The sequence below is a fragment of the Pandoraea pulmonicola genome (assembly GCF_000815105.2).
GTDB classification, from domain to species: Bacteria; Pseudomonadota; Gammaproteobacteria; order Burkholderiales; family Burkholderiaceae; genus Pandoraea; species Pandoraea pulmonicola.
On sequence record NZ_CP010310.2, the window covers coordinates 5768939 to 5782082 of the forward strand.

Annotated in this window: 12 protein-coding genes; all 12 read right to left on the reverse strand. The window is 62.4% G+C overall.

The window, feature by feature from the left end:
- Nucleotides 1-13 precede the first annotated feature (13 nt).
- The 12 genes from RO07_RS25005 to atpA all read right to left on the reverse strand — a co-directional run bounded on the left by RO07_RS25005 (nt 14) and on the right by atpA (nt 13116).
- Nucleotides 14-397, reverse strand: a complete 384-nt coding sequence (locus RO07_RS25005; protein WP_039406783.1) for a response regulator — start codon at nt 395-397, stop codon at nt 14-16.
- A gap of 17 nt (nt 398-414) precedes the next feature.
- Nucleotides 415-1431 carry a flagellar motor protein MotB gene (motB, locus tag RO07_RS25010; RefSeq protein ID WP_039406786.1) on the reverse strand — a complete coding sequence of 339 codons (1017 nt, stop codon included), beginning with the start codon at nt 1429-1431 and terminating at the stop codon, nt 415-417.
- Nucleotides 1432-1443: 12 nt separating this feature from the next.
- Nucleotides 1444-2304, reverse strand: coding sequence for a flagellar motor stator protein MotA (motA, locus tag RO07_RS25015; RefSeq protein WP_023598342.1), 861 nt, complete (start codon nt 2302-2304; stop codon nt 1444-1446).
- A 117-nt stretch (nt 2305-2421) separates the two neighbouring features.
- Nucleotides 2422-3018, reverse strand: coding sequence for a flagellar transcriptional regulator FlhC (gene flhC, locus RO07_RS25020; protein WP_052266881.1), 597 nt, complete (start codon nt 3016-3018; stop codon nt 2422-2424).
- Between the two features lie 65 nt (nt 3019-3083).
- Nucleotides 3084-3401 (reverse strand): flagellar transcriptional regulator FlhD, encoded by a 318-nt coding sequence (gene flhD, locus RO07_RS25025; protein ID WP_023598340.1) that lies wholly within the window; start codon nt 3399-3401, stop codon nt 3084-3086.
- A 459-nt stretch (nt 3402-3860) separates the two neighbouring features.
- Complete coding sequence (locus RO07_RS25030) at nt 3861-5072, reverse strand: Bcr/CflA family multidrug efflux MFS transporter (protein WP_039406789.1); 1212 nt, start codon at nt 5070-5072, stop codon at nt 3861-3863.
- 106 nt (nt 5073-5178) lie between these two features.
- Nucleotides 5179-6897 carry an AMP-binding protein gene (locus tag RO07_RS25035; protein ID WP_039406791.1) on the reverse strand — a complete coding sequence of 573 codons (1719 nt, stop codon included), beginning with the start codon at nt 6895-6897 and terminating at the stop codon, nt 5179-5181.
- A gap of 471 nt (nt 6898-7368) precedes the next feature.
- Entirely contained in the window at nt 7369-8394 is a 1026-nt protein-coding gene (locus RO07_RS25040; protein WP_039405255.1) for an IS110 family RNA-guided transposase, read from the reverse strand.
- Between the two features lie 183 nt (nt 8395-8577).
- Nucleotides 8578-8997, reverse strand: coding sequence for a F0F1 ATP synthase subunit epsilon (locus RO07_RS25045; RefSeq protein WP_039406794.1), 420 nt, complete (start codon nt 8995-8997; stop codon nt 8578-8580).
- Between the two features lie 148 nt (nt 8998-9145).
- Nucleotides 9146-10537: a F0F1 ATP synthase subunit beta gene (gene atpD, locus RO07_RS25050; RefSeq protein ID WP_039406797.1), complete on the reverse strand. Its 1392-nt coding sequence runs from the start codon at nt 10535-10537 to the stop codon at nt 9146-9148.
- A gap of 61 nt (nt 10538-10598) precedes the next feature.
- Nucleotides 10599-11486, reverse strand: coding sequence for a F0F1 ATP synthase subunit gamma (gene atpG, locus RO07_RS25055; RefSeq protein WP_039406799.1), 888 nt, complete (start codon nt 11484-11486; stop codon nt 10599-10601).
- Nucleotides 11487-11574: 88 nt separating this feature from the next.
- Complete coding sequence (atpA, locus tag RO07_RS25060; protein WP_039406801.1) at nt 11575-13116, reverse strand: F0F1 ATP synthase subunit alpha; 1542 nt, start codon at nt 13114-13116, stop codon at nt 11575-11577.
- Between the last annotated feature and the right edge of the window lie 28 nt (nt 13117-13144).

Below are 13144 nucleotides of genomic sequence, written 5' to 3' on the forward strand. Positions count from 1 at the left end.
ATCGACGCTCTCGTCAAGCGCCGTCGCCGACGAGCGAGCCCACCACGTCGACCAATGCCTCGGGATCGACCGGCTTGATCAGCCAGCCGCTGGCGCCCGCTTCGCGGGCGGCCGTCTTGTAGGCGCCGTCGACTTCGGTCGTGAGCACCAGAATGGGGGTCTGGGCAAACGCGTCGAGCTCGCGCAGCGCGCGAATGAGCGACAGGCCGTCCATGCCGGGCATGTGTTGATCGGTGAGCACCAGATCGAACGTGGCATTGGACGCCAGCGCCAGCGCTTCCTGACCGTCGCGCGCGGTCGTCACGGCGTAGCCGGCTTCATCGAGCGTGGCCGCCAGGATCTGACGCATCGACGCGGAATCGTCGACGGCGAGAATCGTGTTGCGCAGTGCCTGCATGCGTCTCCTCTTGTCGGTTATCGTGCACCCGTTCCAGCCGAACCCGCCGGCCCGGCCGGAGGCGTGGGCGGCGCGGGCACGGCCGGCGCCGTGGGCAACGTGAGCGGCTCGCCGCCCAGCGCCGCGTTGACGGCGTTCGCGCCCGCACCGCGTGCGTTCGCGGCGTCGATCGTCGGTTGATCGCCTTCGTGCTTGACCGACTGCTCGGCGCGGCGGTTGAGCACGATGATGCTGATGCGGCGGTTGATCGGGTTGTAGGCGTCGTCGCGATCGAGCGGCACGGTCGAAGCGAGTCCCACGACGCGCAGCACCTTCTCGCCGTCCAGTCCGCCCGCGATCAACTCGCGGCGCGAGGCGTTCGCGCGGTCGGCGGACAGTTCCCAGTTGCTGTAGCTCTTGTCGCCCTGCGCGTAGGCCGTGGCGTCGGTGTGACCGGATAGGCTGATGCGGTTGGGCACATCGTTGAGCGACTTGCCGATCTCGCGCAGGATGTCGCGCATGTACGGCTGCACCTGTGCGCTCGCGTTGGCGAACATCGGCCGGTTCTGATCGTCCACGATCTGGATGCGCAGACCTTCGGTCGTCACGTCGATGAGCAACTGCTTGCGGAATTGCCGCAGCGTCGGATTATTCTCGATGGCTTTTTCGATGCGCGCCTTGAGTTCGCGCAAACGTGCCGCATCGGCGCGCTCGGCCAGCTCGGTCGTCGTGGCCTGACGCGAGCGGACCTGATCGCCGCGCGACTTCTGCCCGTCGGTGCGCGTGGTGTCGGCGCCGCCGCCCGGGATCACGCCGGCGTTGTCCGCCGCATTGCGTCCGCCCGTGAGCGCAACCTTCAGCGGCGTGCGGAAGTATTCGGCAATGCCCGCCAGTTCCTTGCTGCTCACGGAGCTGAGCAGCCACATCAGCAGGAAGAACGCCATCATGGCCGTCATGAAGTCGGCGTAGGCAATCTTCCACGCCCCGCCGTGGTGGCCGTGCCCGCCGGCTTTGCGGCGCTTGACGATGATGGGCCGCTCTTCTTTCTCGCTCATTGCTGCCGCCCGTCAACGTGCCTTGACCTGTCGCACGTGCTCTTCGAGCTCGGCGAACGACGGACGTACCGTGGAGTACAGCACCTTGCGGCCGAATTCGACCGACAGCGCCGGCGCATAGCCGTTCAGGCTGGCGAGCAGCGTGACCTTGATGCACTCGTAAAGCTTCACCGACTCGTTGATGCGGTGTTCGATGAGCTGCGCCAGTGGCGAAATGAAGCCATAGGCGAGCAGAATGCCGAGGAACGTGCCCACCAGCGCCTGGGCGATCAGCGCCCCCAGCACGGCCGGCGGCTGGTCGGCCGACGCCATGGTGTGCACCACGCCCATCACGGCGGCCACGATACCGAAGGCCGGCATGGCGTCGCCGGTCTTCTGCAGGCAGTGCGCGGGCACTTCACCCTCGTGGCGGTACGTCTCGATCTCGTGATCCATCAGGTTCTCGATCTCGAACGCGTTCATGTTGCCGCTGACCATCAGGCGCAGATAGTCGGTGAGGAATTCCATGATGCGCGGCTCGCCGAGAATGCGCGGGTATTGCGAGAACACCGGGCTCGACGCCGGGTCTTCCACGTCCCCTTCGATGGCGAGCATGCCGTCCTTGCGCGCCTTGGCGAGCAGCACGTACAGGAGCGCCATGAGCTCCATGTACAGCTCTTTGGTGTATTTCGAGCCCTTGAACAGCATCGGCAAGGCTTTCATCGTCGCCTTGATCGCCTTGCTGTTGTTGCCCACGACAAACGAGCCGACGCCCGCGCCACCGATGATCAGCAGCTCGGTCGGCTGAAACAGCGCGCCCAAGTGGCCCCCGCCAATGACGAAGCCGCCAAAGACCGATGCCAGAACGATGATGTAACCAATGACGACAAGCACTGCCGGATACCTCTCGCAAAAATACGTCTACGGAAAATTGTCCTTCCTGTTCAGAGGGCTTAACGGCAGACACGCAGGGAAACTGTAGGGGGACGCGACCTCGTGATGTGGCCGCCGTCAGGCGGCGAGCGGGGAAATATCGCCGTCCGTCGCGGGCGAAGCGGCGGCGGGCGCGAGATCGGCGGCATGCGCGTGTTTCGCCTTGCGCGTCTTCCCGGCGCGCGAGGGCGGTGCGCACAGGCCGCAAACGTACTGGCCATGCGGTTCGTGCGCGTGCGTGACGAAATGGCCGCCGCAACGCGTGCACGGCGTCATCTGCAGCATCTTGCTGTCGAAGAAGCGCACGAGCGTCCACGCCCGTGTAAACCCGAGCACCGCTTCCCAGCCATGCAATTCCACGTGTTCCAGGTACAGGCGATACGCCTTGACGATGGCTTCGATGCCCTGGCAACCGCCGTACTGCACGAGATGGCGGTGAATGTTGTGGAAAAGCGACGAGTGGATGTTCGGCAGCCACGTCACGAACCAGTCGGTCGAGAACGGCAGCATGCCCTTGGGCGGCGAAGCGCCCTTGAGTTCTTTGTAGAGTTTGATGAGCCGGTCGCGGCTCAGGCTCGTTTCCGCTTCCAGCAACTGGAGGCGGGCGCCGAGTTCGATCAGTTCGATGGCCAGTTGAATCTCGCGGGCCTCGAGAACGACGCTTTTGGTACGCATATACAGGCTTCCTGGCTCGTCACGCGAAGCGCCGCCTTCGGGCGGCGCAATGTGTGTCGCGTGCTTTAGCCGATCTGTTCGACGGGTTGGCCCGCCAGCAGGATCGAGGCGTGCGACTGCTGCATACCCACGTCTTTTGCGCCATGCGTGAGGCTCGAGAGAATCACGTGGTCGTCGAATCGAAATCGGCACAGGAGCTGGTTCGACCCCGCGAATTTGACGAGTTGAGCCAGAGTGAGACTGCCGAGCACGTCGGCAAGCTGATCGCTGATGCCCAGGCGGAACATTGCCGCGGCGCGATCCTCGCGGATCAGGCGCTGAGCCAGTACAAGGTAGGAGAGATTCAACTCGCGAATCTCATTCAGTGTTTCGCTGTTTCGCATGCGGCCCCCCGGCGCAATGGATGATCTGGCGGTACTACTGGTTTTACCCTCCGCATTGTGGATAAAGGCGAAAGATAAAGAAATCGGAGAAAAACTACGGGAAATGATGAGAAAAGCGGAAGTTTTTTGTAGGAGTTTTTCCTACACGATGGGGACGTGCGTCCCCTGCGATGCGTCTGGAGGAGACGATCGATGGCGGGAGGATGACAACTTCACGAAAGCGTCACGAAGCTGCGCTTTACTACCTGACTGTATTTCGGCGGGCTACCGTCGAACTTTAGTCGTCCTGGCGAAAATACTTGGGGGGCTTTTCGCCGGGACATCTGAAGCGTACTTTGCCAATCGAGCGGACACCGTAACAGCGCAATTACAAACTGTTACAGTCGGATGTCATACGCCAAATTCCTGATTTGGAAGGAAAGTTCCGGCTTCGGTTCCCGGGTTTTCGGGAAATCGTCGTCAGGCTGCGCCGGCGGCCGGCGGCAAGGCCGAGCCCGCGCGGCGAATGAGCACGGTGTGCAGGCACCACGACAGGACACCGCACACGGCGATGACGGCAGCCATCGGCACGGCCGAGCGGGCGTGCAACAGGCCGACCGCCGCACCGGCGCCGGACGCCGCAACAAACTGCAGCGCACCGAGCAGTGCCGCAGCCGCGCCAGCGCGTTGGTGCTGGCGGTTGAGCGCTTCCGCGATGGCGTTCGGCTGCGAGAAACCGAGACTCGTCACGAAGGCGAAGAGCGGCACCATCAGACCGGGCAGCCCGCCTATGCGCAGCGCCGCCACACACAACATCAACAAGCCCAGGATGGCCACCAGATTGTTGGTCCGCCGCAATACGTCGGCCGGCCGGCGGGTGCGCAGCAGATGCGCGTTGATCTGCGAACCCCCGATGATGCCGCACGCATTGATCCCGAAGAGCCAGCCATAGTTCGCCGGATCGACGCCATAGAGATTGATGAAGACGAACGGCGATCCAGTGATGTAGGCAAACATGCCGGCCTGCGCGACGCCACCCGCCAGCGCGTTGCCCATGAATTCGCGGTCGCACAGCAGGACGCCATAGTTGTGCCATGCCGTCGCGAGCCAGTTGCGGGCCTGTCGGGCCGCCGCGCGTGTCTCCGGCAGCCAGTAGACCGACATGGCGAAGCAGACCGCGCCGAACGCCGTCAGTCCCCAGAAGATCCAGCGCCAGCTGACGACGAGCAGCAGTTGTCCGCCGGCGAGCGGCGCGAGGATGGGCGCCGCCCCCATGATCAGCGTCATGCGCGAGAGCACGCGCGCCACGGTGCTCGTGTCGAACAGATCGCGCGCCATGGCACGGGCGATCACGAAGCACGCACAGCCGCCGAGCGCCTGGACGAAGCGGCAGACGATCAGCGTTTCGATGTTGAGCGCCAGCGCGCAACCGGCCGAGGCGAGCGTGTAGAGCGCGAGGCCGGCGTAGAGCGGGCGCTTGCGGCCGAACCGGTCGGCGAGCGGCCCATGCAACAGTTGCCCCAGACCCAGCCCAATGAAGAACGACGCGAGTGTGAACTGCGCCGCGGCGTCCGTCGTATTCAGTTCGCGCGCAATCGCCGGCAATGCGGGCAGATACATGTCGATCGACAGCGAGCCGATGGCCGACAGAATGCCGAGTACGAAGACGGTGCGGAAATAGCGGGCGGACATGGCGCGAAACCCAGGGTAATCGCGAATGATACGGTATTGTCCCCGGTTTCGCCCAAAACTTGAGCAACGGGAGACCGGTCGCGCCGATCTCCTGCCGCCGTCGGCGTCAGGCCGTCTTCGCTTCCGACAGTCCCAGCGACTCGACCATCTGCTCGCGCATGATGAACTTCTGCACCTTGCCCGTGACCGTCATCGGCATGTCGTCGACGAAGCGGATGTAGCGCGGAATCTTGTAGTGTGCGATCTGATCCTTGCAGAACGCGCGGATGTCGTCTTCCGTGGCCGTCTGCCCTGGCTTGAGGACGATCCACGCGCACACTTCCTCGCCATACTTCGCGTCGGGCACCCCGAATACCTGCACGGCCTGCACCTTTGGATGGCGGAACAGGAATTCCTCGATCTCGCGCGGGTAGATGTTCTCGCCGCCGCGGATGAGCATGTCCTTCACACGGCCGACGATGTTGCAATAACCCTCCTCGTCCAGCGTGGCGAGGTCGCCCGTATGCATCCAGCCGTCGCGAATGGCGTCGCGCGTGCGCGGCTCGTCGTCCCAATAGCCCTGCATCACCGAGTATCCCTTGGTGCACAACTCGCCCTTCTCGCCGACCGGTACGATTTCGCCCGCGGCGTCGACGAGCTTGACCTCGAGGTGCGGCTGCACGCGCCCGACGGTGGTCACGCGCTTTTCGAGCGGGTCGGTCGTCGTGGTCTGGAACGATACGGGGCTCGTCTCCGTCATGCCGTACGCGATCGTCACCTCGCTCATGTGCATTTCGTTGATCACGCGCTTCATCGTCTCGATCGGGCACGGCGAACCGGCCATGATGCCCGTGCGAAGCGTGTCGAAATGGTAGTTGGCGAAGTCCGGGTGATCGAGCTGGGCGATGAACATGGTCGGCACGCCATGCAGCGCGGTGCAGCCCTCCTCCGAGACCGCCGCCATGGTTGCCTTCGGATCGAAGGCTTCGCCCGGGAACACCATCGTCGCCCCCGTGGAGACGCAGGCCAGCACCGCCAGCACCATGCCGAAGCAGTGGTAGAACGGCACCGGAATGCACAGGCTGTCGTGTTCGGAGAAGCGCATCGCCATGGCGATGAAGCGCCCGTTGTTGACGATGTTGTGGTGCGTGAGCGTGGCGCCCTTCGGACTGCCCGTCGTGCCGCTCGTGAACTGGATGTTGATCGGGTCGAAGCAGTCGAGGCCCTCGGAGAGGGCGTGCAGCGCAGCGAGATCGGCGTCGGCGCCGAGCATGACCACGTCGCTGAAATTCATCATGCCGGGGGTGATGTCGGCACCCATGCGGATGATGGTGCGCAACGTCGGCAGTTTTTCGGATTGAAGCTGCCCGGGCGCGCACCGCGCGAGTTCGGGCGCGAGCGTGCCGAGCATGTCGAGATAGCGCGACGTCTTGAACGACTCCGCCGCCACCAGCGCCTTGCAGCCCACCTTGTTGATCGCGTACTCGAGCTCGGCGAGGCGATACGCCGGGTTGATGTTCACGAGAATCAGGCCCACGCGTGCGGTGGCGAATTGCGTCACCAGCCATTCCACGCGGTTGGGCGACCAGATGCCCACGCGATCGCCCTTCTTCAGTCCGAGCGAGATCAGCCCGGCCGCGAACGTATCCACATGCGCAATAAACTCGCGCCAGGTCCAGTCCACACCCTGCTCGCGGAACACCACCGCCTGCCGCTCGGGAAACCTGGCCGCCGTCTCGGCGAGCAATCCGAATACCGTCAACGTCGAGAGCGGCACATCGGTGTCGCCCTTCACATAAGACAATCCATTACGAGGTACAACGCCCGCACCTTCCCGGCTTTCCATGCTTGTGTCTCCTGAAGCAATGCTGAAGTGGCGAAATGCTGTCGCGCGACGCCCATGCCAGTGGTCAGCCCGTCCGTCGTTGTCTCGAACGATGACGGACTCGACTCCATAACAATAGCGCGTCGAACTGAGTTGACGTTTACGTTAACGTAAATTGCGTGACCTCACGAGTGGGGATGGCCCTGAGTCGCGTTCCGCGGGTTGAAAAACAAATCTATGGTCACCCCCATTTTTGCAAGACTGATTTGATGCAGTGTTTGGCTTGCCTAAATCTATCCGGCGTCGATGTGGGGAGTTTCTCCCCGCGCCACGATGAGAGTCGCGCCTGACACTCCTAAAAAGCCCCTCGGCTTCAAGAGCCAATTGTTTTATCAGGTTGTTCGTCAGGCCGGTGTGCCGTTCACGTCATCCAATTTCAGTCGTCGCAAAACCAGGTGGGTGTTTCTCGGAAAATAGTTAGGGAGTAGGCGCTCAAGTTGGCATGGCGCTCGGCCTCGCATCGAATATCGTGTTGTGTGTGGCCAGCGCCCATGCGGTTCGTGCCAGCTTGTTCGCTAGCGCACAGGCCACTACGTTCGAATGCCTACGTGTGAGCATCGCGCGCACCCAGTCGGCGAGGCGGCCTGTCTGACGTTCCAGCCGCTGCATATATGCTCGGGCGCACTGCACTAACAAACGCCGCAAGTTCTTATCTCCACGCTTGCTTATACCCAGCAAAGTCGCACGGCCGCCCGTGCTGTACTGGCGTGGCACAAGCCCTGTGGCTGCGGCAAAATCGCGGCTGCATGCGTATTGCTTGCCATCGCCCATCTCAGCGGCCAACACGCTGGCGGTGATCGGTCCAACACCGGGGATGCTCAGCAGACGTTGCCCCAGATCGTCCTCGGCAAGTTGGCGCGTCAGCTCCTTTTCGATTTCACAGATTTGCTCACAAAGGTACTTGTGGTGAGCGTGTAATCGCTCGAGCACAGCGATAAGCCGTGGCGGCAGCGAATACTCGGCCAACACCGCAGGCAAACGCCTGATGACTGCCTGACCGATCGGCAGGCTGATGCCGAATTCGAGCAAAAACCCATGGAGTTGGTTAATCGTCTTGGTCCGATCCCGAATCAGCGATTCGCGCACCCGATGCAATGCCCCGAGCGTCTGCTGCGATTCGGTCTTTGGTGTCACAAACCGCATGGCCGGACGAGATGCCGCCTCGCAAATCGCCTCGGCATCCACGAAGTCGTTTTTGTTGCTTTTGACGAAAGGCCGCACGAATTGCGGCGAGATGAGCCTGACTTGATGCCCAAAGCCCGCAAGTTGCCGGGCCATATGATGGGCTCCGGCGCACGCCTCCATGACCACCGTGCAAGCATGAAATGTCGCGAAAAACTCGACCAGTTGCTTGCGACTCACCCTCTTGCGAAACACGGCTTTGCCTTGCCGATCCTGCCCATGAAGGTGAAACGTATGCTTGCCTAGATCGATTCCTACCAGCGTCACGGTTTGCATGATGGCCCTCCAAAATGAAAACACCCTACCGCGTTACCCGCGTGTAGGGTGGGGGTGACCATCTCATTAGCCCCACGCATCGAAATGCATGGGGCTTTCGTGCCGGGCCGATGTCGGCTCGGCTTGGCATCGGTGCAGCGCTATCCCGGCTTATCGCGATAGCGCCTTTGCACCGGCGCCGACTTACATCTTCGCCTTGCGGAACTTCTGGATCGCCGCGAGTTGGGCGACGGCTTCGGCCAGTTCGGCCTGGGCCTTCGCGTACTCGATGTTCGAGTCCTTGTTCGCGAGCGCCTCTTCCGCGCGACGCTTGGCTTCGGCGGCCTTCGCCTCGTCCAGGTCCTTGCCGCGGATGGCGGTGTCGGCGAGCACGGTCACCGTGTTCGGCTGCACTTCGAGAATGCCGCCGGCCACGAAGACGAAGTCCTCGTTACCTGCTTCATCTTCGATGCGCACTGCGCCCGGCTTGATGCGCGTGATCAGCGGCGTGTGGCCAGGCAGAATACCCAGCTCGCCCGCTTCGCCGGGCAGCGCCACAAAGCGCGCCTCACCCGAGAAGATCTGCTCTTCCGCGCTGACGACGTCTACGTGAATGGTTGCCATAATCGCTCCCGTTGAGTGTGATGAAGCGGCAGGCGCGCCAGTCCGGACGTTTGCCGTCCTCGCTCCGCTACCCCGCCCTGCGACAGTCACCTGCCGGGGCACGATGGCGCCTCTCGCGAGCCGCCGCCGTTTCCCGGCACTCAACCGTTTACTGCATCTTCTTGGCTTTTTCGAACGCTTCGTCGATCGTGCCAACCATGTAGAAGGCCTGCTCCGGCAGGTGGTCGCACTCACCGTCGACGATCATCTTGAAGCCACGGATCGTTTCCTTGAGCGGAACGTACTTGCCCGGCGAGCCCGTGAACACTTCCGCCACGTGGAACGGCTGCGACAGGAAACGCTGGATCTTACGGGCGCGAGCCACGGCCAGCTTGTCGTCCGGCGACAGTTCGTCCATGCCCAGAATCGCGATGATGTCGCGCAGTTCCTTGTAGCGCTGCAGCGTCGATTGCACGCGACGGGTCACCGTGTAGTGCTCTTCGCCAATCACGTTCGGGTCGATCTGACGCGAGGTCGAATCGAGCGGATCGACGGCCGGGTAAATACCCAGCGAGGCGATGTCACGCGACAGCACGACGGTAGCGTCCAAGTGGCCGAAGGTGGTGGCCGGCGACGGGTCGGTCAAGTCATCGGCAGGCACGTACACGGCTTGCACCGACGTGATCGAGCCGGTCTTGGTCGACGTAATACGCTCTTGCAGCTTGCCCATTTCTTCAGCTAGCGTCGGCTGATAGCCCACGGCCGACGGCATACGGCCGAGCAGTGCCGAGACTTCGGTACCGGCCAGCGTGAAACGGTAGATGTTGTCCACGAAGAACAGCACGTCGCGACCTTCGTCACGGAAGTGCTCGGCCATCGTCAGACCGGTCAGCGCCACGCGCAGACGGTTGCCCGGCGGCTCGTTCATCTGGCCGTACACCAGCGCGACCTTGTCCAGAACGTTCGAGTCCTTCATTTCGTGGTAGAAGTCGTTCCCTTCACGGGTACGCTCGCCCACGCCGGCAAACACCGAATAACCGCCGTGTTCCTTGGCGATGTTATTGATGAGTTCCATCATGTTCACGGTCTTGCCCACGCCGGCGCCACCGAACAGACCCACCTTGCCGCCCTTGGCGAACGGGCAGATCAGATCGATAACCTTGATGCCGGTTTCGAGCAGTTCCGTCGACGGCGACAGCTCGTCGAATGCCGGCGCCTTCTGGTGGATCGAACGGGTGTGGTCCTGTGCGATCGGACCGGCTTCGTCGATCGGACGGCCGAGCACGTCCATGATGCGACCCAGCGTCGGCTTGCCGACCGGCACCGTGATCGGCAGGCCGGTGTTCTTCACCGTCATGCCGCGGCGCAGGCCTTCGGAGGAACCCAGACAGATGGTGCGAACCACGCCGTCGCCCAGCTGCTGCTGGACTTCGAGCGTCAGTTCCGAACCATCCATAATGAGCGCGTCGTAGATCTTCGGCATGCTCTCGCGCGGGAACTCCACGTCGATCACGGCGCCGATGCACTGTACGATCTTGCCTTCAATCAAAGCAGTACTCATCGCTTTTCCTTTAGATACTCAAATTCATTTCGCCTTACGGCGCATCGGCCCGTGCCACCGCTTACACTGCGGCGGCGCCACCCACGATTTCGGACAGTTCCTTCGTGATCGCTGCTTGACGGCCCTTGTTATAGACCATCTGCAATTCACCGATCACGGTCTTCGCGTTGTCCGACGCGGCCTTCATGGCCACCATGCGGGCGGACTGTTCCGACGCCATGTTCTCTGCGACTGCCTGATACACGACAGCTTCGACGTAACGCACCAGCAGGGCATCCACCACCGTCTTGGCATCCGGTTCGTAGATGTAATCCCACGAATGCTGTGCCGGCACCGCGCTCGCTTCTTCCGACTCGCCCTCGAGCTTCTCGGGCAGCGGCAGCAGCTGCTCCACCACGGCTTCCTGCTTCATCGTGTTGACGAAGCGGTTGTAAGCCAGGTACACGGCGTCGAGCTTGCCTTCGGCGTACGCGTCGAGCTGAACCTTCACCGCGCCGATCAGCTTGTCCAGATGCGGCGTGTCGCCCAGCTGCACGACGTGCGAGACCACCTTCGCGCCGATACGGTTCAGGAAGCCGAAGCCCTTGCCGCCGATGGCGGTGGCCTCGATCTTCAGGCCCTGTGCTTCGATTTCCTTCATCTTGTTCACCACGGCACGCAGCACGTTGGTGTTCAAGCCGCCGCACAGGCCCTTGTCCGTCGTCACCACGATGATGCCCGCCGCTTTCGCGTCTTCGTGCTTCACCATGAACGGGTGGTGGTATTCCGGATTCGCCTGGCCCATATGCGCGGCGATCTGGCGCACCTTGTCAGCGTACGGCCGGGCATGACGCATGCGTTCCTGCGCGCGGCGCATCTTCGACGCGGCCACCATTTCCATGGCCTTGGTGATCTTGCGCGTGTTTTGCACGCTCTTGATCTTGCCGCGAATTTCCTTCATTCCAGCCATTGCTTACTCCTTGTCTCGGCGCGACATTCGCTTCAGCCTGAACATCGCGCCTTCCCGGGTCCGTTGAATAGTTGCCGATTCAACCGGATTAGTAAGCGCCGGTCTTCTTGAAGTCCTTGATCGCAGCGTGCAGGGCGGCTTCGTCGTCCTTCGAGAGATCCTTCGTCTCTTCGATACGGCCGATGAGCGCGCCGTGGCTGGTCTTCAGAACTTCGCGCAGACCCTTTTCGAACGGCAGAACCTGGGCGATTTCGAGATCGTCCAGATAGCCGTTGTTGGCGGCGAACAGCGACACGGCCAGTTCCCACACCTGCAGCGGCTGGTATTGCGGCTGCTTGAGCAGTTCCGTCACGCGGCGGCCGCGCTCGAGCTGCTTGCGGGTGGCTTCGTCCAGATCCGAGGCGAACTGCGCGAACGCAGCCAGTTCACGGTACTGTGCGAGGTCGGTACGGATACCACCCGACAGCTTCTTGATGACCTTGGTCTGCGCCGCACCGCCCACACGCGACACCGAGATACCGGCGTTGATTGCCGGACGGATGCCTGCGTTGAACAGATCGGTTTCCAGGAAGATCTGGCCGTCGGTAATCGAGATCACGTTCGTCGGAACGAACGCGGTCACGTCACCGGCTTGCGTTTCGATCACCGGCAGTGCGGTCAGCGAGCCGCTCTGACCCTTGATCGCGCCGTTGGTGAACTTCTCCACGTACTCTTCCGAGACGCGGGCGGCGCGCTCGAGCAGACGCGAGTGCAGATAGAACACATCACCCGGGTAAGCTTCACGGCCCGGCGGACGGCGCAGCAGCAGCGAGATCTGACGATAGGCCCAGGCTTGCTTGGTCAAGTCGTCGTAAATGATCAGCGCGTCTTCGCCGCGGTCGCGGAAATACTCGCCCATCGTGCAGCCGGCGTACGGTGCGATGAACTGCATGGCAGCCGAATCCGAAGCCGTTGCCGTCACGATGATCGTGTATTCCATCGCGCCGTGCTCTTCGAGCTTGCGCACCACGTTCATGATCGACGACGCCTTCTGACCGATGGCGACGTAGACGCAGGTCACGCCCTTGCCCTTTTGCGAAATGATCGTGTCGATGGCCACGGCGGTCTTACCCGTCTGACGGTCACCGATGATCAGCTCACGCTGGCCACGGCCGATCGGCACCATGGCGTCGATGGCCTTGGTACCCGTTTGCAGCGGCTGCGACACCGACTTACGCCAGATCACGCCCGGGGCGATCTTTTCGATGGCGTCGGTCATCTTGGCGTTGACCGGACCCTTGCCGTCGATCGGCTGGCCGAGTGCGTCGACGACGCGGCCCTTCAGTTCCGGGCCGACCGGCACTTCCAGAATGCGGCCCGTGCACTTGACGGTGTTGCCTTCCGAGATGTGCTCGTACTCGCCCAGAATCACGGCACCGACGGAGTCGCGCTCGAGGTTCAGTGCCAGACCGAAGGTGTTGCCCGGGAATTCGAGCATTTCACCCTGCATCACGTCCGACAGGCCGTGGATGCGGCAGATACCGTCAGTCACCGAGATCACGGTGCCTTCGTTACGGACTTCGGCGCCGCTCTCGAGACCTTGAATCCGGCTCTTGATCAGTTCGCTGATTTCAGAGGGATTGAGTTGCATATGTGCTCCTGATATTCAATTCTTGCCG